Annotated in this window: 25 protein-coding genes; 12 read left to right on the top strand and 13 right to left on the bottom strand. The window is 65.2% G+C overall.

Annotated features, from left to right (window positions below):
• The coding region (locus tag BH683_RS03225) for an HNH endonuclease signature motif containing protein (RefSeq protein WP_084834829.1) at positions 1-1319 on the top strand (1319 nt) is incomplete at its 5' end.
• On the opposite strand, the gene BH683_RS03220 is transcribed toward BH683_RS03225, so the two are convergent.
• The 4 genes from BH683_RS03220 to BH683_RS03205 all read right to left on the bottom strand — a co-directional run bounded on the left by BH683_RS03220 (position 1283) and on the right by BH683_RS03205 (position 4758).
• Complete coding sequence (locus BH683_RS03220; RefSeq protein WP_084834828.1) at positions 1283-2068, bottom strand: glycerophosphodiester phosphodiesterase; 786 nt, start codon at positions 2066-2068, stop codon at positions 1283-1285. The two genes, BH683_RS03225 and BH683_RS03220, sit on opposite strands and share 37 nt — an antisense overlap.
• On the bottom strand, positions 2065-2973 hold the full coding sequence (locus tag BH683_RS03215) for a DUF4328 domain-containing protein (protein ID WP_168186952.1): 909 nt from the start codon (positions 2971-2973) through the stop codon (positions 2065-2067). Before BH683_RS03215 ends, BH683_RS03220 begins: the two co-directional genes overlap by 4 nt.
• A gap of 161 nt (positions 2974-3134) precedes the next feature.
• Positions 3135-3500, bottom strand: coding sequence for a rhodanese-like domain-containing protein (locus tag BH683_RS03210; protein WP_084834826.1), 366 nt, complete (start codon positions 3498-3500; stop codon positions 3135-3137).
• Positions 3501-3885: 385 nt separating this feature from the next.
• On the bottom strand, positions 3886-4758 hold the full coding sequence (locus BH683_RS03205) for a S49 family peptidase (RefSeq protein WP_084834838.1): 873 nt from the start codon (positions 4756-4758) through the stop codon (positions 3886-3888).
• Here BH683_RS03205 and BH683_RS28315 point away from each other — a divergent pair.
• Together BH683_RS28315 and BH683_RS03200 are read left to right on the top strand one after the other, a co-directional pair.
• On the top strand, positions 4757-4936 hold the full coding sequence (locus BH683_RS28315; RefSeq protein WP_143695963.1) for a hypothetical protein: 180 nt from the start codon (positions 4757-4759) through the stop codon (positions 4934-4936). The two genes, BH683_RS03205 and BH683_RS28315, sit on opposite strands and share 2 nt — an antisense overlap.
• Before the next feature lie 5 nt (positions 4937-4941).
• On the top strand, positions 4942-5688 hold the full coding sequence (locus BH683_RS03200; RefSeq protein WP_084834825.1) for a VOC family protein: 747 nt from the start codon (positions 4942-4944) through the stop codon (positions 5686-5688).
• 14 nt (positions 5689-5702) lie between these two features.
• Here the strand turns inward: BH683_RS03200 and BH683_RS03195 are convergent, their stop codons facing one another.
• From BH683_RS03195 to BH683_RS03175, 5 genes are all read right to left on the bottom strand, one after another.
• On the bottom strand, positions 5703-6455 hold the full coding sequence (locus BH683_RS03195; RefSeq protein ID WP_084834824.1) for an SDR family oxidoreductase: 753 nt from the start codon (positions 6453-6455) through the stop codon (positions 5703-5705).
• Positions 6456-6542: 87 nt separating this feature from the next.
• Positions 6543-7625 (bottom strand): winged helix DNA-binding domain-containing protein, encoded by a 1083-nt coding sequence (locus BH683_RS03190; RefSeq protein ID WP_084834823.1) that lies wholly within the window; start codon positions 7623-7625, stop codon positions 6543-6545.
• Positions 7626-7627: 2 nt separating this feature from the next.
• On the bottom strand, positions 7628-11029 hold the full coding sequence (locus tag BH683_RS03185; protein ID WP_084834822.1) for an SbcC/MukB-like Walker B domain-containing protein: 3402 nt from the start codon (positions 11027-11029) through the stop codon (positions 7628-7630).
• Positions 11026-11823 (bottom strand): DUF4194 domain-containing protein, encoded by a 798-nt coding sequence (locus BH683_RS03180; RefSeq protein WP_246833165.1) that lies wholly within the window; start codon positions 11821-11823, stop codon positions 11026-11028. Before BH683_RS03180 ends, BH683_RS03185 begins: the two co-directional genes overlap by 4 nt.
• The gene (locus BH683_RS03175) at positions 11820-13346 is read right to left on the bottom strand and encodes a DUF3375 domain-containing protein (protein WP_084834836.1); all 1527 of its coding nucleotides are present in this window, start codon (positions 13344-13346) and stop codon (positions 11820-11822) included. Before BH683_RS03175 ends, BH683_RS03180 begins: the two co-directional genes overlap by 4 nt.
• Positions 13347-13566: 220 nt before the next feature.
• Here BH683_RS03175 and BH683_RS28575 point away from each other — a divergent pair, with 220 nt between their 5' ends.
• The 6 genes from BH683_RS28575 to BH683_RS03150 all read left to right on the top strand — a co-directional run bounded on the left by BH683_RS28575 (position 13567) and on the right by BH683_RS03150 (position 17544).
• Positions 13567-13731: a hypothetical protein gene (locus tag BH683_RS28575; RefSeq protein WP_168186951.1), complete on the top strand. Its 165-nt coding sequence runs from the start codon at positions 13567-13569 to the stop codon at positions 13729-13731.
• 193 nt (positions 13732-13924) lie between these two features.
• Positions 13925-14554, top strand: coding sequence for a superoxide dismutase (locus BH683_RS03170; protein ID WP_084834821.1), 630 nt, complete (start codon positions 13925-13927; stop codon positions 14552-14554).
• A gap of 226 nt (positions 14555-14780) precedes the next feature.
• Positions 14781-15338, top strand: a complete 558-nt coding sequence (locus BH683_RS03165; RefSeq protein ID WP_084834820.1) for a peptidase — start codon at positions 14781-14783, stop codon at positions 15336-15338.
• A 203-nt stretch (positions 15339-15541) separates the two neighbouring features.
• On the top strand, positions 15542-16294 hold the full coding sequence (locus BH683_RS03160) for a TMEM165/GDT1 family protein (protein WP_084834819.1): 753 nt from the start codon (positions 15542-15544) through the stop codon (positions 16292-16294).
• A 57-nt stretch (positions 16295-16351) separates the two neighbouring features.
• Positions 16352-17113: an SDR family oxidoreductase gene (locus BH683_RS03155; protein WP_084834818.1), complete on the top strand. Its 762-nt coding sequence runs from the start codon at positions 16352-16354 to the stop codon at positions 17111-17113.
• An 80-nt stretch (positions 17114-17193) separates the two neighbouring features.
• A complete protein-coding gene (locus BH683_RS03150; protein WP_084834817.1) occupies positions 17194-17544 on the top strand; it encodes a DoxX family protein in 351 nt (116 codons plus the stop codon).
• Between the two features lie 30 nt (positions 17545-17574).
• Here the strand turns inward: BH683_RS03150 and BH683_RS03145 are convergent, their stop codons facing one another.
• Positions 17575-18144, bottom strand: coding sequence for a hypothetical protein (locus BH683_RS03145; RefSeq protein WP_143695962.1), 570 nt, complete (start codon positions 18142-18144; stop codon positions 17575-17577).
• Between the two features lie 149 nt (positions 18145-18293).
• Between BH683_RS03145 and BH683_RS03140 the strand changes: the two genes are divergently transcribed.
• Positions 18294-19238 (top strand): diiron oxygenase, encoded by a 945-nt coding sequence (locus BH683_RS03140; protein ID WP_084834815.1) that lies wholly within the window; start codon positions 18294-18296, stop codon positions 19236-19238.
• Positions 19238-20818, top strand: a complete 1581-nt coding sequence (locus tag BH683_RS03135) for an FAD-dependent oxidoreductase (RefSeq protein ID WP_084834814.1) — start codon at positions 19238-19240, stop codon at positions 20816-20818. The genes BH683_RS03140 and BH683_RS03135 overlap by 1 nt, the downstream gene beginning before the upstream one ends.
• 7 nt (positions 20819-20825) lie before the next feature.
• Here the strand turns inward: BH683_RS03135 and BH683_RS03130 are convergent, their stop codons facing one another.
• From BH683_RS03130 to BH683_RS03120, 3 genes are read right to left on the bottom strand one after another with little or no spacing between them, the layout of a single operon-like run.
• Complete coding sequence (locus BH683_RS03130; protein ID WP_084834813.1) at positions 20826-21956, bottom strand: MAB_1171c family putative transporter; 1131 nt, start codon at positions 21954-21956, stop codon at positions 20826-20828.
• A gap of 7 nt (positions 21957-21963) precedes the next feature.
• A complete protein-coding gene (locus tag BH683_RS03125) occupies positions 21964-22476 on the bottom strand; it encodes a hypothetical protein (protein ID WP_210405150.1) in 513 nt (170 codons plus the stop codon).
• Between the two features lie 26 nt (positions 22477-22502).
• The gene (locus BH683_RS03120; RefSeq protein ID WP_084834811.1) at positions 22503-23033 is read right to left on the bottom strand and encodes a helix-turn-helix transcriptional regulator; all 531 of its coding nucleotides are present in this window, start codon (positions 23031-23033) and stop codon (positions 22503-22505) included.
• A 269-nt stretch (positions 23034-23302) separates the two neighbouring features.
• Between BH683_RS03120 and BH683_RS28310 the strand changes: the two genes are divergently transcribed.
• Positions 23303-24133, top strand: coding sequence for a hypothetical protein (locus tag BH683_RS28310; RefSeq protein ID WP_143695961.1), 831 nt, complete (start codon positions 23303-23305; stop codon positions 24131-24133).
• The last annotated feature ends 58 nt before the right edge of the window (positions 24134-24191 follow it).

Below are 24191 nucleotides of genomic sequence, written 5' to 3'. Positions count from 1 at the left end.
TCGAGGATGAGCATGGGACGCGGGCCGCGGCGTGTGAGATCGCGGTGGCGTGGCGGTGCACGACTGGTCAGGCTGATCATCTGTTGCGGTGTCGGCGGTTGTTGGATCATCTGCCGGAGCTGGCGGAGGCTTTCTCAGCGGGTGACCTGTCTATCGAGAAACTCAAAGCGCTCTATCATCGTGCCAGTCGTGGGTATCGGGATGCGTTGATGGATCTCGATGGCGTTCTGGCGGAGGATGCGATGTTGTTGGGTGACAACATCTTCGCGGAGGAGCTGGATCGTCATTTGATGCCGTTCGAACCGGACCGCCCTGATGATGATGGTGCGGCGGATCCGTTGCGTCGGGTGACCGTACGTCGTCGGGCGGGTGGGATGGCGAGTCTGACCACGGGGTGCACGGCGGAGGAGGCGATCAGGGCGAAAGCTCAGCTGGAGGAGATGGCGCTCGATGACCCGGCGGGTGAGGTCGATGCGGTGCTCGAGGCGATCGCGAACGCCAACGCTGCGGCTACTGAAGATGCCGAACCCGAACCCGAGCCAGAAGTAGAGCCCGAGCCTGCGGCTCGCCCGTCTGCTGCTGCGCCTTCGCGCGCTGCCCGGCGTGCGTGGACAGAGTTGGTGCTTGATCTGCCGACCCTGCTCGGGTTGTCGAAGGATCCCGGGTACTTGCTGGGGTATGGGTCGCTCGATGGTGATCAGTCGCGGTCGCTGGCAGGCCGTTCCCGGTGGAAGGCGTTGGTGACGATCGGGCAGGACGCGATCGCTGCGTTGGTGGAGTTGATCAACTCGGCCGATGGTCGACCGGTCACGGCCGAGGACGTCGCCGCCGCATTGATGAAAGCCGTCGACAACGGCAACCGGCTGGTTCTAGGGGAGAAGGATGTCGGTCCGGCTCCGCCGGTGAAAGCGCCACCTTCCAAGGATGGTCATGGCGGGTGGAAGCATCCGCCGCGGGGTGCATTGAAGTACAAACCCGGGCGCAAGCTTGCCCGGATCATCCGAATGCTGGATGGAACCTGCCGCTTCACCGGCTGCAAGAAACCCGCGAAGGACTGCGAGATCGACCACATCGTGCCGTTCAACCATGCCAACCCCATGGCCGGTGGCTGGACGATCGAATCGAATCTGGCGTGCTTGTGCAAGGAGCATCACGACCTCAAGACCCGCGGCATCATCCGGGTGGAGATGCGCGGCAACCGGGAGTACTGGATCGACACCCGCGCAGGCCAGAAGACCTGTACCAAGCCAGCGGTGCGCTCGAATACCCAGACTGACTGGCGTCAGGCAGCGAGCCAGCCCAGCACCCGGTCGGGGTAGTTGGTCGCGATCCACCCGACGCCGAGGTCTGCGCAGTACGTGGCGTCCCGGCGTTCGTCGACGGTCCAGCAGTAGGTGGCCCGACCCGCGGCCGCGGCCCGGTCGACTGCGTCGGGATGCTCGCGCAGGGTGGCGATCGACGGCCCGATTGCGGTGGCGCCGACCGCCGTCGCGGCACTGCCGCCCAGAAATCGTGCGGTGTCGCCCAGCAACACCGTCGGGAGCATCGGGGCGTTGCGACGAATGCGCCAGACCCCAGCCGTCGAGAACGAGATGACCACCGCCCGGCTGTGATCAGCCGACGCCGGGGTCGCGACTCCGAAGCGCTGCAACTCGGCCAGCAGCAGTTGTTCGACCAGCCCGCCGAAGCGCACCGGGTGCTTGGTCTCGATGAACAGCCGCACCGGACGTTTCCAATCGAGTGTCAGCTCGAGTAGCTCCCGCAGCGTGAGCACCTGTGCGTCGAGACCGGAGGTGTGCCATCCACCGAAGTTGAACTCGCGCAGCTGGGCGAGGGTCAGCTCGCTCACGGCGCCTGATCCGTCGGACGTCCGGTCGATGGTGCGGTCGTGGATGCAGACCAGTTCGTGGTCGGCGGTCAGTCGCACGTCGCACTCCAGGCCGTCGGCGCCCTGCTCGAGCGCCAGTTCGTAGGCCGCCAGGGTGTGTTCGGGTTTGTGCCCGGACGCACCGCGGTGCGCGACCACTGCCGGCATGTCCTGCCGCAGTACCCGGTGGGTATCGCTCATACCGCGGCCAGCCATCGCGTCGGCGCGGTCGCCGGGGCTTCGCGGGCGAACAACCGGGTGATCGTCCACCAGAGCCCGCCGGCGAACGCGGCACTCACGAGATTCGAGATGATCACCAGCACGACCGCATTGGCCTGCCAGACCAGCGATTCCGCGAAGATCCGCACCAGGACCCCGACGACGACCAGCCCGTTGACGGCCAGCCATCCGGACCACAACCACCACAGCCGCTTACGCGTGTGGACGGGCAGGAGATCGTCGCGGCGGTCGAGCAGCTCACGGAAGAACGCGACCGGCCAGAAGAGACTCAGGACAGGTACCCACAGGCCGATCATCAACTGCCTGCGCGATCTCGGGTCGAGTTGTTCGTGATCGGAGTAGGCCTTCGCGCGTTCGTCGATCAGCCAGCCGGCGACACCGACGAGGCAGGCCACCATGAGAACGACCGCGGCCAGACCGGTGATCCAGACTGCGGTCTCGGCCGCGACCTGCATCGGCCTGCTGATCGGGTCTTCCAGGTTCACCACGAGCAACGCGTAGATCCACGACTCGGCCGCCGCGGCCAGCACCAGTACTCCCGCGGCTGCGAGTAAGAGGCTCGGCAGCCAGTCCCGGAGCCATTCGATCGGGCCGCGTTGCGGTTCTGCGGGCTCGATCGGTGGGAAGTCGCGCAAGCCCCAGCCCGGCGTGTGTTCGTATCGCGGCGTAGGGCCCGTCTCCGCGGTTCCGTCGACGCGGGGTTTCGGCCGTGCAGACGGAGGCCGCAGCGCCACCCAACGCACACGCGCCCGACCGCCACGCGCGGGACCACCTGTAGGCCGCGCGGGCGCAGGCCGCGCCGGGGAGGAGCGCGGCGGAACGTACATGTTGTTCGCCTGGGCCCGCGGCATCGGCGGAGCAGGCATCCTGACCGGCTGGGCCACCCGGCCGTAAGCGTCGAGCGGGGTCAGCGGACCACCACATCGGGGGCAGTGCGGCCTGCTGATGTCGTGAGGTCCGGCGATCCTGCACCGCGGACAGTAATCCCTGGCGGGCGGCCCGCTGGGCGTGCCGCCCCGGGGTCCACTCACAGGGAGGCCCCAGAATCCGGGGCAACACCCCGGGACCCTCCCGGACCCGTTTGCATCGGCCGGCCTGCGCCTGCCCATGCGGCCATGCCTCCGCTGACGTTGGTTCCCTCGTAACCGCGCTGGATCAGATAACCGAGCACTCGCTCCGAGCGACCACCCGCGTGACAGATGACGAACAGCTCGGAATCGGGGTCGATCTCGTCGATGCGGGCGGGCACGTCACCCAGCGGGATGTGCAGGGCCCCGGCCACATGGCCGGACTCCCACTCGTCGTGCTCACGGACATCGAGCAGGAGGCGGTTTGTCTCTCCGGTGAAATCGTCCGGCAGTTCGGAAACGGGCACCGACGGAATCTCCGACATATTCACCTGACCATGGTGGCATGCAGCACGAGAATGCGCCGTCGCCCCGTAGTTTTCAACAGGTTATCCACAGGCCTTTGTTCTGCTCAATTTTGTTACACCATAACCGCGGTAATTGATGATCTGACATTCTTTTAGATCAGAGTGAACTCAAATTGTGACCCGATTCACTAAAGGCGCTGGAAAGTTGCCGAGTTCTCCACAGTTTCCACAGCCTCATCCACAGGTTGAGTGTTGCTCGACAAGCGCCGAACCAGCGCATTAGGAGCAGCCTGTGGATAACTTCGGAACTTGGCCTGGCGACTACTCACAGGTAACCGGCCGGTGGACGCCAGAGGCCGACGGTCGACCACAGGTCCGACACGCCGCGTGGACGCGCCGACCACTACAGGCCGTATCGGGTCCAGTGGGCCCGTCGCTCCAGGGCGGCCACGACGCCGGTGACGATCCCGTCGACAGCCTGCGTGGCGATTGACGACACGACTGCGTCCGGAGACGACACACTTCCGGTCAGGCGCGCAAACAGGGGCTTGGGAGACGCGATCACTTCCAACTCGGCATCGGGATAGCGCTCGGCCAGCACTGATCGCAGCACACCGACACCATCGACGAGACCGACGTCGAGGGCGCCGCGCCCGATCCACACGTCGCCGCTGAAGAGTTCGGCGTCGGTGCCGACGAGCTTGGCACCGCGTCGCTGACGCACCCACGTGATGAACGCGGCGTGGAGATCCTTCTGGAGCCCCCGAAGCCATTCCACGTCTTCGGGCTTCTCGTCGAGGAACGGATCGAGTCGAGCCTTGTTGGCGCCCGCGGTGTAGACACGCCGTTCCACACCGGCCTTGCCGATCAGGTCCTTGAGCCCGAAGCCGGTCGACACCACACCGATGGAGCCGACCATCGAGGTGTGTGCCGCATAGATCTCGTCAGCGGCGCACGCGATCCAGTAGCCCCCGGAGGCGGCCACGTCTTCACAGAATGCGAGGACCCGTACACCTTTCTCCGACGACAACTGCCGAATCCGCTCGGCGATGTACTCCGACTGCGCCGGCGAGCCGCCCGGTGAGTTGATCACCAGAACAACCGCTTTGAGCCGCTCGGTGTCGAACGCCTTCTTCAGGTTGGATTCCAGATTGTCGGCAGTGAGCCCGCCACGACCCGCACCGCCCACGCCGATCGTGCCATCGAGACGCACCACCGCGACCTTGTCGGCGTGTGCCTTGGCCAACTTCTCTGCGATCTTCTTGAATGGACCCATGTCTGCCAGCCTATGCGGGTCTCCGACCAGGATCGCTGCTGCCGATGCCGCCGTACCGACCGCGCGGCGTGGCGGTACTGCAAGACTGACCGTCATGGTCACCGTTCCGCCGCTCGACCGCACCAGCCCCTCATCGCCCGCCGGGGGCAGTGACGACGCGCAGACCGGGGCCCGGTGACGCCCGTGGCGATCAAATGGCTGACCGCGTTTCTCGACCTGCCCGCCGACAGTTTCGGGCCCGAGGTCACGTTCTGGCGTGCCATCGCCGGGAGCACCGTCTCGCCCGCTCGTGGGGTGGACCGGGAGTTCGCGTCGCTGGAACCCTTCAACGGCGATCCACATCTGAGGGTGCAACGCGTCAAAGAAGGACCCGGCGGCGTTCACCTCGACATCCACGTCGACGACTTACGCGACTCCACCGCCCACGCGAAAGCGCTCGGCGCGAAAGTGGTCTCCGAGAGCAAGAGTGTCGTGGTCCTGAGCTCGCCGGCCGGTTTTCCGTTCTGCCTGGTGCCCTGGCAAGGCGAGCATGAACGCTCGCGGCCCATTCGCTGGCCCGGGGACACCATCAGCATCATCGACCAGTTGTGTATCGATGTGCCTGCGGCCGCATTCGAGGCCGAATGCACGTTCTGGGCGACCCTGACGAACTGGGCGTGGCGCCAGGGGGTGATGCCCGAGTTCCGAAACCTGCAGCGCCCCAAAGACATGCCGCTGCGCATCCTGCTGCAGCGGGTGGGATCATCCGAGGTGGGTGGTCATCTCGACCTCGCGAGCACACATCCCGAAGAGGAGGTTGCGCGGCACGAGGGCTGGGGCGCGAGCGTGCTCGAGCAGCAACGATTCTGGACGGTGATGGCGGATCCCATCGGACGCCGGTACTGCATCACGCACCGGAACCCGCGCTCGGGCAATCTGCCCGACGACTGAGTTGTCCGGGCGACCTACATCGAGGGGTGGGTGTTGACGATCCCGCCGTCGACGACGAACTGCGCGCCTGTCGAGAAACTCGAATCGTCCGAGGCCAGGTAGACCGCCATGGAAGCCACCTCCGAGGCATCACCCATACGTCCCACCGGGGCCATGTTGCTGAAAACGTCGAACAACTCCGGACGCTTCTCGACGTGACCCTGCAAGATCGCCGTGTAGATGGCACCCGGGTGCAGTGTGTTGACCCGGATCCCCAACCGCTCCTGGGCGCAGTACGCGGCGCTCGACCGGGTGATGCCGACGACGGCGTGCTTCGATGCGGTGTAGGCGACGTCGAAGGCGAGGCCGAGAAACGACGTGGTCGACGCGACGTTGATGATCGATCCGCCGCCACTCTTGCGCATGCTGGCGATGGCGGCCTGGGTTCCGAGGGCGACGCCGGTCACGTTGATGGCCATGACCCGGTTCATCGTCTCGAGATCGAGATCGACGATGGACTGATTTCCGACGATCCCGGCGTTGTTGACCAGCACGTCGAGACGGCCGTGCCGCTCTTCGATCGAGCGCACCACCTCGGTCCAGGTCACCGGGTCCGCGACATCCTGGCGCAGGAACGTCGACCCGGTCTCGGCGGCCAGTTCGGTGCCGTCCGCGACGTCGGTGAAGACCACCAGCGCACCTTCACTGGCGAACCTGCGAACCGTGGCCTCACCGATTCCGGAGGCACCCCCGGTGACCAGGGCGACCTTGTCCTGCAAACGCGTCATGATGAAACCTCCGGCCTCGACGGCAGATACCCGTCTCCAGTGACTTACTTGTCATCATAGACAGTAACTGCCGGACGCCGAGTACGATCAGGCGTTGCAGAAGTCGACGAGCTGCGCCCGCTCGGCCTCTACCGCCCGACGATCGACGGCCGAGATCTCCGAGAAGATGTCCACCTCGATGGTGGTGGCCTTGCCGTTCTTTCGCGGGTGCCACATTCCTGCGACGCGACCGTCGATCAGCACGAAACCCGGCGAGCGGCCGTTCGGGGTGGCGAGCTTCTTGAAGATGTCGTCGTCGACGACCCGCCCACGATCGGGCCCCTGGGCCAGCACGATGTTGTCGAAGGGGGCCACCAATCTCACCGGTGCGGCGGCGTCCTCGTCGGCGAGCGCGAGTCCGTCGATGTCGAACAGCTCCTCGCCGTCCGGACCTTCGAGCTTCCCCAGTTCCCAGTCGGCTTCCATGGCCTCCACGATCGGCCGCAGCCTGGTCATGCCGGCCCAGGTCTGGATACCTTTGATACTGGCCGGCCCGAACCCGCGCAGGTACAGCCTGATCAGATCCTTGATCGCATCCTCGCCCGTGACAGCCGATTCTCCGGGGCCGCACCACTCGTCGTAGAGGGAGTAAGTTGTGGTCGCCGAACCCGTCCAGGTCCCCCTCGGTGGTACCTGCACCAGGGGCACCAGGCATCGGACCACGGTCACCAGGGACGAACTGTCGGCATCGGGCCACCGCACCGCCAACGAGTCTTTCAGCGACTTGACGGGAAGCTCTGTGCCGGTGAGCAATTGCCGGCCGTACTCGGCAACGTCGGCGAGATCGGCCCCGGCGAGCCGCTTCGCGTGGTTGGACCGCAGCTCACCGTCCAGACTCGCCTGGGCGAGCGGGCGGACCCAGCGGGCGTCCTCGGCATCCATCAGGAAGACTGTGCTCCGCAGCAATGCCATCCGGATCACTTCTCGGTCCGTCATCAGATCGTCGAGATCGAGTGGATCGAAATCGGTGATACGGGACCACAATCCGAAGAACGCGGCACGAGGATCCTGGGATTGCAATCCGACGCAGCGATCGAGCACCTCGAGGATGTCCTCGTCGACCCGCTCGAGTAGATGCTGTCGCTGCAGCAGCGTCCGATTCCACTGTCGTAGCGAGATCTGCCGGGTCACGTCTACTTTCTTCCGCCGGTTGCCCGGGCTGCCGCGAGCTCACCGAAGGTCGCTGCGCGAGCATCCGAACGAGCGCCACCTTCCCCGGTCTGCTTGTCCACCAGGATGACCTGACCGATGAACGGTTCGACGATGCCGACCATACGGATCGGGGCCGCGATGATCAGCTGGAAACCGAACTGCTCGAACGCCCGCAGCGACTGCGAGCTGAAGGTCTCATCCGATTTGCTGAACGCCTCATCCAGCATCAACGGGGCGAAGCCCGGTCGGTGGTCTTCTCCGTGCGAGAGAGAAAAGCTCAGCGCCGCAGCAAGACAGAAGGCAACGAGCTTCTCCTGCTCGCCACCGGAGTTGGAGGCGGTGTTGCGGTAGGTGTGGACCGGAGGGTCGTCGGCGGGGGCCCCGGAGCTCAGTTCCTTACCGTAGAAGGTGTAGCTGTTGCGAACGTCCAGCACGTTGTCGCACCAGCGGCGGTTCTCCGCATCGGTTCCTGTGAGCCGTGCGACGAGACCACGGATGCGGTAGAACTGCCGCGCCAGCACTGCGCCGTCGCCGGACTTGGCCGCCGGAGCATCCCGGATCATCGAGTCGACGATCTTGGCGAACTCCCGCGACTCGTCCGTCGGGTTGTGCAGTTGTGCGATCTGCAGATAGGTGTCCTCGTTGAAGTCGACCCGTTGCAAGCCGATGTTGACCTCGGCGATCCCGCGGGTGATCCGTTTGTTGGTGTCCGCGATCTCCTTGTACAGGTTGGACACCGAATGACTGATGTCGGTGGTGATCAACTGCCGGAACCGCTGCTGCGTCGAAGCCAATCCGTGCTCGACGAGACTCTGGTGGATGGACACCAGGTCAGCTGCGTATTCGACACTCGCACTGAGGTTTGCCGATGCCTCGGGCCACTCCCGCAGGAACGCCTCGCCCGCACGCACGATCCGGTTCTCCGCGCCGTCACGCTCGGCATTGGCCTTTCCGACAACAGCTTCCAAGGCATTTCGCAGGTCCGACCGCACCTCGCCGTAATTGTCGAGAGTCAGCGTCTTGCCGCCGGCGGCAAGGGTCTCCGCGAGGACACCCGCGAGATACTCCCGGTCCGCGTCGTCGAGTTTCGTGCTCTCGGCCTTCACCTGCTCGGCTTCGGCAAACCACCGGTCCCAGTCCGAACCGACATGACCCAGTTGGTCACCGAGCGCACCGACCCGGGCCACGGCCTCTCGCCAGTCGGCGCGGGCGATCTCGACCTGCTCTTCGAGTTCCGCGAGATCGACACGATTCTCCCGGACGCGATCGATCCGGGCGTTGAGTTCGTCGGCGTCGCGGCGAGAGGACCACCAGTTGAGCTCGGCCCACGAGGCGTACGCCGCGAGCGCGTCCGCGTTCTTTGCGCGTTCGCGATTGGCCTCCAACAGATCTCGCTTGTCCTGGGCGGCCTGACGGGCCTCGGCGAACAGCGCTTCCCGGTGGTCCCGCAGTTCCTCGAGTGCGGTGCGCTTACCGTCGGTGTTCGATCCGAGAATCCACTGCGTGCGATCGGAGACCGAGCGGCGATCGTCCTTGCGGAATCGGTCTCGCCCCGACTTCACCAGGCCCTGCGGTGTGACGGCGAGTGGATGCTGGTCGAGCTGCGCCGGGAGATCGACACAGATGTGTTCTGCACTACGCGCCACCACACCGGCGAGCCAGCCGCCCGCGGGATGGCGTTCGTCGACCAGCAGTTTCTCCGCCAGTGAACCCGGGACCGGATCAGCACCCGGGGATGAATGTTCTTGGTAAACGCGGTATTCGAGCACACCTCCGAGATTGGTGCGGTTCACGAACTCGCCGATCGTCGTCCGGTGCGCCTCGGGTACGAGCATGGTCATGCCCAGACCACGCAGCACCCGCTCGGCGGCCCCGGCCCACCGATCCTTGTCGGCCGGGTCGACGTCGATCAGCTCCGCGGCGAACGGCAGGTCTTCGGCGGGCACACCCGTGGCCTGGGCGATCCCGTCCCGCTGGCCCAAGACCTCGCGCGGCAACAGGGATCGTCGGGTGTTGAGGCTGGCGAGTTCCTCCACCGCCGCTTCGAACTCGCGCCGGGCATCGGTCTCCGCGGCAAAGAAGCTGTGCGCCGTGGTGGCCAGCTTGTCGGCGGATTCCCGTGCCGCACGAGCGATCTCCGGGGCCCGCAGCCGCAGCGCCGCGAACTCGTCCTGCGTCTCCGGGGTCCGTTCTCCGAGCCCACCGACGAGCGTCGCATACCGTTCATACGCCCGGTTCCGCGCAGTGACCTGCTGCTCGAACGATTTCAGTTCGGATTCGAGGGTGGTCAGCTCGCCCTTCTCCGAGGTCAGTTGATCACGCAGCGACGTGTGGCGCTCCTCGCGCTCGTCGGCAAGGTTCTCCCACTTGGCCACCTCGTTGTCGAGACGCTCACGGTCGGTGTCGATCTGGTCCAGGCGTGCCTGCAGCAGCGTCATCCGGTGCTCGCGCATGAACGCGCGCATCGGAGGGCCCAGCAGGGTTCCGGCGCGGGTCGTCGATTCTTCTGCGCTGCAATAGGTGTCCCACGCATCAGGGATGGGGCGCAGCACCTGCTCCTGGGCGTTGGCTCGGGCTGCGGCCTGGTATGCCTCGTCCAGCTGGGTGAAGTTCTCCACCAGCCGTTCCGCTTTCGCGTACGTCTCCGGCCGGTCGAGCATGTAGGTGCGGATGAACAGGTTGAGATCGCCGACGTTCTTCATCGCCTTCGCCTTGCCCATCAGAGACAACGCGGCCGACGACTGACCGATACCGACCCGGCGTCGCAGTGCCTCCTGATACGCACTCTGCACGTCGAAGCATTCCACCTCAGGATTCGCCGCGCGGTACCGGCGGATGTCGAAACCGCTCTGCGCCCAGACATTCAGCGACAGCAGGTCGAAATGCCCGGTGTGCAGCTGATACCAGGATCGCAGCGAACTGCCGTCGGTACCCGAGCCCGGAAACCACTTGATGGCCACTGCGGTGGTGGACGAGCCGGCACCGTTGTCGTAGGTCGCGGCAATCGCCGACCAGGTCGCCCCGTCGGCGCGCAGGTACTGCACCTGCGACTGGTTGTAGCGGTCATCGTTCTCGGCCCAGGCCCCACGGACGTAATCGGCCATGGAACGAGCGGCCTTCTTCGCGCCCTTCGCGGACAGGTCGGCGGACGCGTTGAACACCTGGTCGTAGGTGGGAAGCAAGACCACCGAGTGACCGTCCATCATCGACGACTTACCGGAGCCCGACGGTCCGGTGAGCATCACGCCACGCTCGTCGATGGGGTAGTCCTTGTACCCGTCGAACGTGCCCCAGTTGACCAACTGAATACGGGTCAAACGAAACTGGCCGATGTTCATGGTCCGCTTGCCCGCACGAACCGGGGTTTCCAGGATCTCGGTCATGTCGTGCGCTCCCGGTCGTCGAGTTCGGTCAGGTCGGTTCCGTCTTCGGCATGCTCGCCGGCGAGTCGCCGATAGGCCTCGGTGTATGCAGCGACCTGCTCCGGCCCGAGCAGTGAGGCGATCACCCCGTGCACCACGTAGCGATCGGTGCCCGGCAGTGCGCGAATGATCTTGCGCGACTCGAGTTGATTGATCGCGGCATCGATACGCTTGATGAACCCGGCCTCGTCGGTGTCCGACACCGGCTTGTAGGTGAGCATGTGGTCCATGATCTCGCCGCGTTCTGCGACCACGGACTCGTCTGCACTCGTCAGATACTTCTGCCGCAGGAACAGGGCGAGCACCGAGGCAGCCAGGGTGAGGGTCTGTGCGCGCAGGATATTGCGTTGCCTCGGATCATTTTCCGAGACCTGCCGGGTGAAGGCGTACTTGTGCTCACGGTTGATCTCGAGCTGCAGGTTCAGCTCGGAGAGCCTGGATCTGATGACCTCTTCGTGCACCTCGATGGTCTTCCAGTTGCGCGAGCGCACCGAGACATGCGCGGCGGCGACCAGCTCCTGCAGCGCGTAACAGACCGGGGCGGGTAACGCGGAGGTGTCACCATCGAATCGCGCGTCCACCTGCGGGTCGCTGATCGTCCCGACGGGCTCCGAGCCGTCGAAGGCGAAGTGCGACAGGTCGACCGATGGTTCGGTCAATGCACCCGGATCGTCGACGAACAGGTCTTCGCCTTCCTGCTGCCCGAGGTTCTGCTCGCCTGTCGGCTCTACCATCGGTTCCTCTGGGGTACTCACCTGACCACCTTCTGTCCCGCTACGTCTGGCTCGTCCAGCAAGTGCATCACCTCATGTGGCTGCGCGGTTATGGGGTCGGGCAGCGAATGCGTGAAAAGCACGGCAGGCATGTTGATCTCACGCAGGCCACGGGCCGTGTGAGCAAGGACGGTGATCTCGGCGCCGGAGTCGTCGGTGGCACCGTGCCGCTGCGCCAGCGACCAGATCCCGATCACGTCACCGGTCCGCGCGGTCGGCAGCAACGCCAGGACCTCATCGATCCCGGCAGGCCCGGATGCGATCGCATCGTTCACCGCGTCGGTCAGGGCATGCCAATCGATCGACTCCACACCGACCAGGTCGGCCGGGTCGATCCTGATCTCACCCGCGGTGTCGGCAACCGCACCGGGTGAATCGATGATCCCGTCGTGAAAGACCAGTGCTCCAACGGAATTGGAGCTTGCGGCGCTCATCGGTACGGCGATACCCATGTCCTTGCCCGGACCCGCATGGACAAATGCGGCGGCGGCGGCGCGCTGGGCGTCGGAGATCTGGCTACGCAGGGCCCGGTAATGCAGGAAGTCGCCGTCCTTCACGAACGTGTTGATCCGGCGGTAGACCTGCCCCCGCACCTCGTCGACCGACTGCACCTCGTCCCACATCCGGTCGATGAACCCGGTGAGGGTGTCGAGCAGGTCGTGGGGCAGGTTCGGTAACCCTGACGCGATCGCCGCGATACTCGCCTCGAGATCCTCGCGGAGCCGGTGGTCGGCGATCAGCGTGTAGAACGTGTCGAACGCCTTGCCCTCGTCCGAGTCGGCGAGCGCATCGTGGCCGTCGAACATCCGGTTGAGCACGTCCGCGTGCGACCCCTGCTCGGCGTCGAGCCCACTGGTGAGCAAGGCACGCGAGTTCTCCCGCATCTTCTCCCCGTACCCGATGATGTCCGCCGGCATCCGTTCGGCGAGCGAACTGACCATCCTGATGTCGTCCAGAACCCGGCGGGTATCGACCGCCGGAATCGCTCCGGCTGCGAGTTCTGCTCTGCGCGCAGTCAATTCGGCGATCTTCTGATCGATGTCACGGATGTGCTCACCGGGATCGGGATTGATCGACACCGCGATGTTCGACAATCGCGACATCACCAACTCAAGCACCGTCTCGGTGGCGACCGTCCGGTTCTGTCGCACAGCCTGCACCTGGGCGATGGCCTGGGTGGCACCGCGCGTGAGCTGGTACCGCTCGATCTGGGTGTCGGCCACCAGGGTGCGGGCCAGATACCCCGCGCGCACCCAACGGTCGAGCAGGTCGTCCGCGGTGGGCAGCTCCCACCCGCGCTGAAGCCAATGGTCGGCCAGGTCTGCGAGGTCTTTCTCCACGCCCGCGCCGAGATGGTCACCATCGACCTGACCGTCGGCCAGCCGGGCGGCCATGATCGCTAGGTAGGGAACCGCGTTTCGCGAGCGTAGGAGGCGAAGGGTGACGTCGCTGTCTGCGTTGTCACCGTATGCGGCGTAGAGCTGCGCTGCAGTCGGGCGTGCCAATCGATCCACCTCCGCTCGATCTTCCTGGCGTTTGGACGCACAGCAACGCCGTTGCGTGCCCCGCGGAAGATGATAGTTGGACCGGCGGCAGGTCCCATCCTGCGATCGCGGCTTGAGTACTGGGCGAAGACATGCTTAGCTTGCCGACACACGTGCATTTGTGACGGTTATCACTCACGAGTTCGCACATCACCGACGGAAACGGACGGCAGGAGAACGGGTGGCAGCCTCGACCAGTTCCGGAAACGACGCTCCGTTGTTCGAGCGTCGTCCCCGTACGTGGCCGGGTGCCGAACCCATCAATGTCGGGGCGCGCTGCCTCACCACCGGCATCAGCGTCGTCGCACTTCTCCTGGTTCTCGCCATCTTGATCTTCGCCTCCTAGCGCGGACAACGAGCGCCGGATCCACGGCCGAGCGGTGCCGCCAAACCTCAACCAGGCTTGAGGTGCATCTGGCGCACGCTATTGCACATCCCCATATCCTGCGTAAGGGTAGGAAGTGCACTCGAACGGGTAGAGCCCATTTAGAGGACGACAAACTGGGGACCTAACGTCCCCGCATAGTGAGAGGAACATCGTGTCTGAATACACCTTGCCGGACCTGGACTACGACTACGCAGCTCTCGAGCCGCACATCTCCGGCAGGATCATGGAGCTGCACCACAGCAAGCACCACGCCACCTACGTCAAGGGCGTGAACACTGCCGTTGAGAAGCTCGCGGCTGCTCGTGAAGACGGCACCATCGCTGACAAGGTCTTTCAGCTGTCGGCCAACCTCGCCTTTCACCTCGGCGGGCACACCAACCACTCGATCTTCTGGAAGAACCTGTCGCCCAACGGTGGCGACAAGCCGGAAGGCGACCTCGCTGCAGCCATCGACGATCAGTTCGGCGGCTTCGACAAGTTCCAGGCGCACTTCACCGCCGCGGCCACCACGCTGCAGGGCAGTGGCTGGGCGATCCTGGGCTACGACACCATCGAGGGCAAGCTCCTCATCGAGCAGCTGACCGATCAGCACGGAAATACTTCCGTTGGTTTCATCCCCATCGTCATGCTGGACATGTGGGAGCACGCCTTCTACCTCGACTACCAGAACGTCAAGCCGGACTACGTCAAGGCTTGGTGGAACGTGGTCAACTGGGCCGACGCCTCCGAGCGTTTCGCCAAGGCTCAGGCGCAGGGTTCCGGCCTGATCGTGCCTGCCTGATCGCACCCGCTCCACGCACGTGACACGGCGGTCGCCCTTCGGGGCGGCCGCCGTGCTTTTTTGCCCGCCTTCGCGCGGGAAAAGAAACTCCGTGTTAAACCGCCGGTTTGGCACTCGAGTCGGCTTGTGTGCCAATCAGTTACCGGGCATGCTGCGAGGAGAGTAGAAACAGAGATCAAGGGCGATCACATATAGGTATCTGCACTTCCGGCAACAGGAGGTCACCATGAGCGAGGACGCCACCGGTCACGAGAAGTCGCGGTCCGGATCCATTCCGATCGGGCTCACTCCCTTCCATCGAGACGGCGAACTACGCGGGATCCTGATCTCCGGTCGCTGGCCGGACACCACGCTCGAATGGACACAGACCCTCGTTGCATCGGTGCGGATCGCCTGCCGCCCCGGCTTCCTGCGCACGACGACGGTGTTCAGCGTGATCGAGGACCGCCCCGAGGTGTGCGACCCCGATACCGTCGGTCTGATGCTCGCGGTGGGCAGTGTCATCGACAACGACTTCGCGGACGCCGGCCCGTTCCATACGCCGCCACCTGCTCTGTTGATGCTGCATCCGCCGTCAGAGACGCGTCCGTCGCTTCCCGAGTGCTCCGATGTCGCCTCCGGGTGTGTGCTCCTGCCCGGTCTGCCCGAGCTCGGGCTCGAGCATCGCGCGGGGTGGGCCGAGGCCGAGGCCGACGGCACCGTCGTGATGATGCGCAATCAGGTGGGTGTCGATCTCGGCAACGACCCCGACACCGCCGTCCTGGCGATGCTCCTCGCTGCTTAGATCCCCCCGACCGGCACCGTTTTTGTGTCCTCTCGACCACTGATGACGCAGGTCAGGGCAGCGCGGTTCACCGGCCCGGATTCACCGGGTAAGGGAAACCTAAGTTTCGGGTCCCCAAACTTTTAAGAAAGGGCCTCCCACCTGCGCAAATACGGGTGCGCAAGCTGTTGCAGCAACTCATGGGACAGGCTTACGTTGGTCGGGTGATTACCGCATTCCTGGTCAGCTTCGGCGTGATCTTCGTAGCCGAACTCGGCGACAAGTCCCAGCTGATGGCCATGACGTTCGCCCTCCGCTACCGGTGGTGGGTAGTCGTCCTCGGGATCACCATCGCCACGACTGCGGTGCATGCGGTCTCCGTCGGCCTAGGCCATTTCCTCGGCCTGTCGATCCCCGGTGACGTGATGTCCATCGTCGGCGGGCTCGCGATGTTGATCTTCGGATTCTGGACACTGCGCGGCGATTCTCTCGACGACGACGAATCGGCAAAGGCCGAACGGGTCAGCAAGTCGATCCTGCTCGCGGTGGTCGGATCGTTCTTCCTCGCCGAACTCGGCGACAAGACCATGCTCGCGACCATCACCCTGGCCACGGACCACAACTGGGCAGGCGTGTGGATCGGGTCCACCATCGGCATGGTGGCCGCAGATGGTCTCGCCATTGCCGTGGGCGCCCTGCTGGGTCGCCGTCTCCCGGAGAAGGCCATCGCGTACGGAGCAGCCGTGCTGTTCTTCGTCTTCGCCGTCTGGCTGACCGCCGAAGGGCTCGTCACTGCCGACAACTTCGTCGTCACCGTGTTCACCATCACCGCGGTCGCGATGATCGTCAGCGGGGGTACCTGGTACGTCCGCAGTCACCGCGAGCACGCTCGCCTGCACGCCGAACGTGCGGAGGGCGAGCACATCGCCGACGAGCAAGCACCAGCCGAGCGATCGCTCACCGCGGCCGCTGACTAGGGTGTTCCCAGCGGGGTCGACAACCCGCGGACACTTGTAGAAGGGACGGCAACACCAGTGGAGATCTCAGGTTCAGCAGTATTGGTCACAGGCGGCGCATCAGGCCTCGGAGCGGCCACCGCCAAGCGGTTCGCCGACGCGGGCGCGGTCGTCTTCGGGCTGGATCTGCAGCCGTCGATCGACAAGGCCGGCGCTACAGAGGGCGTCACCTTGATCGCCGCCGACGTGACCAGCGAGGCCGACGTCGAGGCAGCACTGGACACCATCGCCGAATCCGGCGCCCCGTTGCGCGTCGCGGTCAACTGCGCCGGCGTGGGCTGGGCGAGCCGGATCCTCACCAAGAAGGGTCCCCACGAGCTCGACCTGTTCAAGAAGATCATCGAGATCAACCTGGTCGGCACCTTCAACGTGATGCGCCTGGCCGCCAACCGCATGCAGAAGCAGGACGCTGTCGACGAGAACAACCAGCGCGGGATCGTCATCAACACCGCGTCGGTCGCCGCCTTCGAAGGCCAGATCGGTCAGATCGCCTACACCGCCTCCAAAGGCGGCGTGCACGCCATGACCATCACCGCCGCCCGCGACCTCGCGCAGGTCGGCGTCCGCGTCAACACCATCGCGCCGGGCACCATCAACACCCCGATGCTCGACGGCATCACCCCGGAGTTCAAGAAGACCCTCGAGGCCGGGATCCCGTTCCCGCAGCGTCTCGGCGAGCCTGACGACTACGCGAAGCTGGCCGCGTTCCTCGTCGATCACGACTACATCAACGGCGAGACCATCCGCATGGACGGCGCACTGCGCATGGCGCCGCGTTAAGCTCTCCCCACCCCACGACAAGGCCGGACTCGTTCGAGTCCGGCCTTGTTCGTACACCTACGAAAACGAGACACAACACCATGTTCATCGCGACACTCATCGTTTCGATCTTTCTTGCTGTAGCGCTGACGGTCTCCGCCGTCGGCAAACTGACCAAGATGCCCGCTGTCATCGAATCGATGAGCACCGTGGGAGTTCCGGCGCAGCGGATTCCGGTCCTCGCCTATCTCGAGATCGCGGGCGCGATCGGCCTGGTGATCGGCCTGTTCTGGTGGCCGATCGGCGTCGCGGCAGCAATCGGCGTGATCGCGTACTTCGTCGGGGCGGTCATCGCGCACCTGCGCGTCAAGGACGTGGCGGGTGTCGGCCCGGCGGCGTTCCTCGCCGTCCTGGCAATTGCGGCGCTGGTCCTTCGCCTGCTCACCGTCTGATGACGCCGGGCTGACAGCGGACCACCGCGTTCAGCCCGGAAAGAAGGCATCCGACGCCGCCGCGGCGATGGCGACAACCATGAGTCGGGCACCGGTCCCGAATGCGGCGGCGAGCGCATACCCGAGAGCGCAGTCCGCCGGCGTCGGATCAGCGGCAGCTGCGACCACACCGGCGACCCGGATCTCGGTCGACCACTCGGCGGTGATGCCGGATTCGTCGGTGGTGAACATGGCCACTTCGTTGTCGCCGCGGTATCGCGAACCCCTGACGAGCCGGTGGCTGTCCGGCGTCGCCGGGGTGAACAGCCACTCGTGGCCGTGGCCGGTGACACCGATCCGATACGACCGTCGTGAGAACCTCCCCCGTCCCGGGTGGAGTTCATACCGATCGCCGTCGAGCGTCAGGCGGAGTTCACGACCGTGCCGCGTGCCGATCGGAACATCCTTCCGGAGTCCGTCCGGATCGAGACCGGCAGTACCGGCGCGTTCGAGCGTCGCGATGGGAATGGACTCACCGCTCACCGTGACGCGGCGCTCGTCGACTCGCAGATCGACGGCCACCTTTCCGTAGCGGGCGTCCCACAGTTCGTAGGCGGGCATGCCTGCGACGATAACCCGGGACCGCACCGGCGCCGAAGCGTCTGGTTCTGCCGTGTCTTGCGCCAACCCTTGACCGCTCACGTCCTATCGTGACAACATCTGTTGTTATATCAATGAGCATTGTCGGACTCGGGTGAAAGGGACTCCCCATGGTGGCCACAGCTGCGAACACATCGTCCATACGCGATCACGGAGACAACGTCGTCAGCCTGCGCGATCAGGGTGCCGACGAGGTGTCCCAGCGTCTGCTGGCGTCGTCGGCGCGGTTGTCGCGCAACGCCATGACCGAGATCGACTGGGATCAGCCGATGGACCCCGCCAAGTACGGGTGCAGCCCGGAATGGTCGTCGCTGTACGGCACGGATTACTGGGACGAGATGACCGAGGAGCAGCGGGTCTCGCTGACCCGTCACGAGTTCGCATCCATCATGAACATCGGCATCTGGTTCGAGATGATCCTGCAGGAGATGGTCATCCGCGACCAGTACCTCGGTGATTACCACAGCCCCGAGTTCCAGTTCGCTCTCACCGAGGTCGCCGACGAATGCCGGCACTCGATCATGTTCGCCAAAGCATCGCAGAAGATGGTCGGAAAGTCCTACCACCCTTCGAAGTTCGTCGGCCGCCTCGGCAAGGTCTTCATGCGTACCGCGCGTGCCGAGGTCGCCTACAGCGGCATCCTGGTCGCCGAAGAGATCCTGGATGTCTTCCAGCGCGGCTGCATGCGCGACGAACAGGTCCTCCCCTTCATCCGCACGGTCAACGAGATCCACGTCCTCGAAGAATCGCGCCACATGAAGTTCGCCCGGGAAGAGGTCCGGGACTCGATGAAGGGTGTCGGGTGGGCGCGACGCCAGTGGAGCGCCTTCGTCATCGCCGTGGGCGCAGCCTTCATCTTCACGAGCATGATCCGGCCGCAGGCCTACACCGACGCCGGACTGGACGCCGAGAGGGCAGTCGCCGCCCGCCGGGAGAACGAGCACTTCAAGTCGATGGTCCGGAGCAGCTGCGCGCACCTGATGAGCTTCCTCGACGAAGTCGGACTCCTCACCGAGCCCGCGGCGCGGGTCTACCGGAAAGTCAACATGCTCTGATGTTCGTCATCACCCAAACCTGCTGCAGCGACGCAGCATGCGTCTCGGTCTGCCCGGTCAACTGCATCCACCCGACACCGGAGGAGCGCGGATTCGGCAGCTCCGACATCCTGCACATCGACCCCGAGGCCTGCATCGACTGCGGCGCCTGCGCCGACGCCTGTCCCGTGGACGCCATTTATCCCGCGGACAAGCTCGGCACCCGGGACAAGGTCTTCATCGAGATCAACGCCTCGTACTACCGAGACAACACCGACGTCACATCCGGCTGGACCCCGATCTCCTACCCGGTCATCCCGAAAGTCCCTGCAGGGCTGCGGGTTGCACTGGTGGGCACCGGGCCCTCGGGTGGATATGCCCTGCGGACCCTGCTCGATCGCAGCTCCGCGCAGGTGACCGTGATCGACAAACTCCCCACCCCCGGCGGCCTGGTGCGGGCCGGTGTGGCGCCCGATCACCCCGGCACCAAGAAGGTGCTCCAAGGTTTCGATCTGCTCTACCGGGACCCCCGGGTCACGATGGCGACCAACGTCGAGATCGGCGACGACGTGGCCGCCGGCCAGATCACACCCGCCGAACTCGGCGAACACTTCGATGGTGTCATCTACGCTGTGGGCGCCAGTGATTCACGCCGCCTGGGTATTCCGGGTGAAGATCTCCCGGGCTCGACGTCGGCAACCGATCTTGTGGCCTGGTACAACTCGGCACCCGACTCCGGCGAGATCCCGGTAGCCGCCACCGACCGGTCCGGCCGGGTGGTGGTCATCGGCACCGGAAACGTGGCACTCGATGTCGCGCGGATCCTGGTGTCGCCGCCGGAGATACTCGCAACCACGGACATCGCCGACCGCGCGTTGGACGTCTTGCGGGAACAGAACGTCCGCGAGGTGATCGTGGTCGGTCGCAAGGATCAGGCCGGTGCCGCGTACTCTTCGGCGGAATATCGTGCGCTGTCGTCGATCCCCGGCGTCGAGGTGATCGTCCACGACGACCCGGACGCCGCTGTCGACCTCGGGACCCCCGCGGATCCCACGCGCCGCCGCATCGTCTTCCTCTTCCACACCACGCCCGAGGCCATCGTCGGCGACGACCATGTCGAGGGCCTCCGGGTCACCACGGGTGAGCGTCGGCACGAGATCGCCGCCGACCTCGTCGTCCGGTCGATCGGCTACCGGTCGACCCCGATCGCCGGCCTTCCGTTCGACGATGGCCGCGGGGTGTTCCCCAACGTGGACGGCCGACTCGTAGGCTCTGACGGCGCGGTTGTACCGGGCGCGTACGTGGCGGGCTGGGCCCGGCGTGGACCACGCGGAGGTATCGGCGCCAACAAGGTGTGCGCCGAAAGCACGGTCGAGCTCTTCCTGAAAGATGCTGCCGACGGCTCGATCTCACGATCACAGCGCTCCCCGTCCGACTTCGAGAGCCTGCTGCGCAAGCGGAAGCGCACCGTCATCGGCTATCGGGGCGTACGAGCCATCGATCGCGCCGAACGGCGGGCCGGGGCCGAACTCGAGCGCCCGCGGGTCAAGTTCACCACGGTCGGCGACATGGTCCGCGCAGCCGGCCGTCGCGCCCGATAGTTCGCGGTCACCCAGTTCGGTTGCGCCCCTGGCTGACCGGCTGGTCGGCCAACGCCCGCGAAATACGTAGTAGGGGTGCGGCTTCGGCGTCCAGATCATCACCTGCGCCGCCGAGCACCTGCCGGACAGGACCGGACGAGCCGCCGGCCTCGCGATACACCTCGACGGCGTCACGCAGGTAGAAGACCTGATCCCGCTCGGTCAGATGGTCGAAGTCGTCCGGCAGCAACGGACTGAGCTGTAACAGCGCATCCCGGATCTCGATGACCCGACGCTGATAGAGCAGATTGATCGATCCGTCGGCCTCGTCAACCGACCGAAGAGGCAATACCACCTCAGGCAGTGCCGACGTGGTCAGAGACCACAGTGGTTCGAGCTCCGAGTGGTCTCGGCGGTGGCGCAGGTTGTAGCGCACCTTGATCCAGCGGGCCCGCAGCATCGGGTAGCAGATCCCTGCCAGGAAGAGAACCGCACCGATGGACGAGATCACCGCCGAGATCTTCAGCAGCACAGGGACTGTTGCCAGACTCAGCCCCGACAGCACCACGAATGCGGTTTGCACCAGCGAACCCAGCCCGACGAGTGAGAGACCGATCAGCAGGACCATCAGGGAATGCCGGAGATAGCCGTCTGCCAATCCGACATATCGCCGGATGGAGAGTACGCACGCGCCGAGACCGTAGACGAGATAGCATCCGGCGATCACGAAGAAGAGCGCAAATCCGAAGTGCTGCACCGTCCATTCGGAGACATTCTCGGTGCGCACCGGGGTCGGGGTGACCAACATCGCCACGTTCAGCCCGATCATCGCGATGACCAGCGGGACCGCTTCCATGCCCGCTCGCCTCTGCCGTTGCTCCTCGGCGGACCCGAAGAAGAACACGATGACCAGTGCCGCCACCCCGAATGCCAGCAGACAGTAGAAGATCACCCGTGCCGCGCCGGTGAACAGGGTCGAATCCAGCCATTCCCGCACATGCGGGTTGATACTCACGAAGGCAAGGGTCATCGCGGAGATGGCGACGGTCATGGCCGTCGGCTGGAGTCCCGCGCCCTCTCGTCGTATCCGATCTATCCGCCAGCACAGCGCGATCGCGAACAACGCGAGCGCAACTGCGTTGACGGTTGCTATCACCATCGGTGGCCTACAACCATCCGGAATGTCCTCCAAGAATGCTCTGGATGCCCCGCAACCCATCGTGTTTGGCCGATTGGCCGACGCCCTGTGCCGCCGTGGCCGCCCATTCGCGAATGATCGTCGCCAACATCTCGGCCTCCCACTCCCGCTCATCCGAATAACACGTCCGGCTCAGAGCCTCAGATGTACCGGCCTCGTCCGGCGCACCGGCGATCAGCAACGACCCCGGGGTGCCCAGGATCTGGTGACCGGCGATGAGGTGCCCGAACTCGTGGATGACGATCTGATCGCGATGCAGTTTTGTGGTGTTCGCCTGGTAGAAGAAGTAGTCGGCGTCGTCGGCCATCAGCCAGACGCCGTTGGGGGTACCTGCCGGCAGCGGATGCGCCAGGATCTTGATCGCCCGGCCACGCTTGTCCCCGTAGCGGGCGCACAACTGCTCGGCATCGAGAGGTAGATCGAGGTCCAGGTCGGCGAGTTCGCGACGACACAGGGCCCGCAGGATTCGTTCGGATCGCATCAAACCATCCTTCGGTTCCTGACGTGCTAGTCGGCTGCTTCTCGCCTCTCCACCACTCGCAGCCCGGAATGGCCGTGACCGAGTTCTGGCTCTGACGACTTGAGGAGGTCTGGGGGATCCGCGGGTAGGCCTTGCTGCACCCGGAGCACCTTGATCAGCTCGTTGACGACGGTGACCGAGTCGCTGGACAATCCGGCCAGCCGGAAGGCGGCCAGCTGCACGCTGGTGTCGGCCTGCAAGCGCATCAGATCGATCTGATCGCGGGTGCGCTGCGCCGCCCGGTCCTCGAGAAAGTAATGCACGTCGACGCCGAACGCTGCGGAAATGCCTTCGACAGTCCGGAACGACGGTGACTTCGCCTTGCCCGACCGGAGCTGACTCAAGTACGACTCACCGAGACGGAATCCGAGCTCGGTAGACCGATTCGCGATCGCTTTGGCGCTGTATGCCCGTCCATTCGGGCCGGGGACGGTGCGGAACAGCTCTTCCAGTCGCCGTGCGAACAGGCCCGGATCGAAGGTGGTGTCGGGATCCACCGGGTTCACATTGTCAGACATTCAACGCTCCACGCGCATCTCAGGTGTGCCTCCCAGTGAGGGCCGGTCGCTGCGCAGCGACCGGCTAGAAGTAAGAAATTCACTACTCCGCACGTCGTGTTTGCCATATGGTAGCTTATCGAAATATTGCTGCCAAGGCGGTGCAGGCTGCCCGCAATGGCATGCAAATGCTCTCGGACTCCAGGTCGACGCTGACCGGGCCCACCTGAATAAACCGTGAACAGCACGAAATTTCAAGAGTCACGCGCTGTTCACCCCATGGAGGTTCGATGTCGAAGCACCGTGCGCCGCGGGGCCGTGTCCTGCGATGGTCGGCAGCCGCGGCCGCAGCCGCCCTGGTGACCGGGGGCATCGCACTGGTCCTGACCACCTCGTCTCCTGCGCAGGCGCACTGTCATCCCGGCAATTACCACCATCACCACTGTGACGGCCCCAGTGAGACCGCAACAGAAACGACGACGACGACAACAACAACAACGACAACAACCGAGTCGACGACAACCACCACGAGCACGTCGACCACGGGCGACTCGACCACCACGACGTCGACAACCTCGGCCAACGTCCCGCCGATCATCGGTGGTGGCTCGGACGGCACCCACCAGAAATCCACCGCGCCGACCCCGACGGCCAGATCCACCGGCACACGTTTACCCGGCACCGTGTCGACCAAGAAGCCTTCGAACGGGAAGCCGCAGCCACAGTCCCCCGCGCAATCCGCTCCCGAGCGGGCCCCCGGCCTCGCAGGGGGTGGTGGAGGGGGGACGGGTTCCGGCGGAAGCGGCGGCGCCATCATCCCGGTGCCGACTGTCGAGGTCCCCGAGGTCACCGCGTCGCCCGCACTGCCGCCGGCGCCCCAGGCTCCACAGAATCCCGCCGCGACGCCTGCGAGTCCGGCTCAGCCGCCTGTCGCCACAGACGCGGGAGCCCTGGTCCCCGCCTCGGCCAGTTGTCTACTCGGAACGGACTCGGCGGGCGGATGTTCCGGCGCGGACACCGCACGCGACCTGGCCCCTGCCGGGTTGCTCGCCCTCGGCGCCCTGGCGTTGCTCGGCAGCGGCTCGTTCCTCGAATCCCTGCGCGGATCCCTCCGCGGCTGACAAACCCACTGACTCCAGGCAGACCCCGGTGTTGCGGCACCTGATTTTTGCCTGGAAA

It is taken from the genome of Williamsia sp. 1138 (assembly GCF_002095435.2).
Taxonomy (GTDB): domain Bacteria; phylum Actinomycetota; class Actinomycetes; order Mycobacteriales; family Mycobacteriaceae; genus Williamsia.
This window is presented reverse-complemented; position numbering and strand designations above follow the sequence as displayed.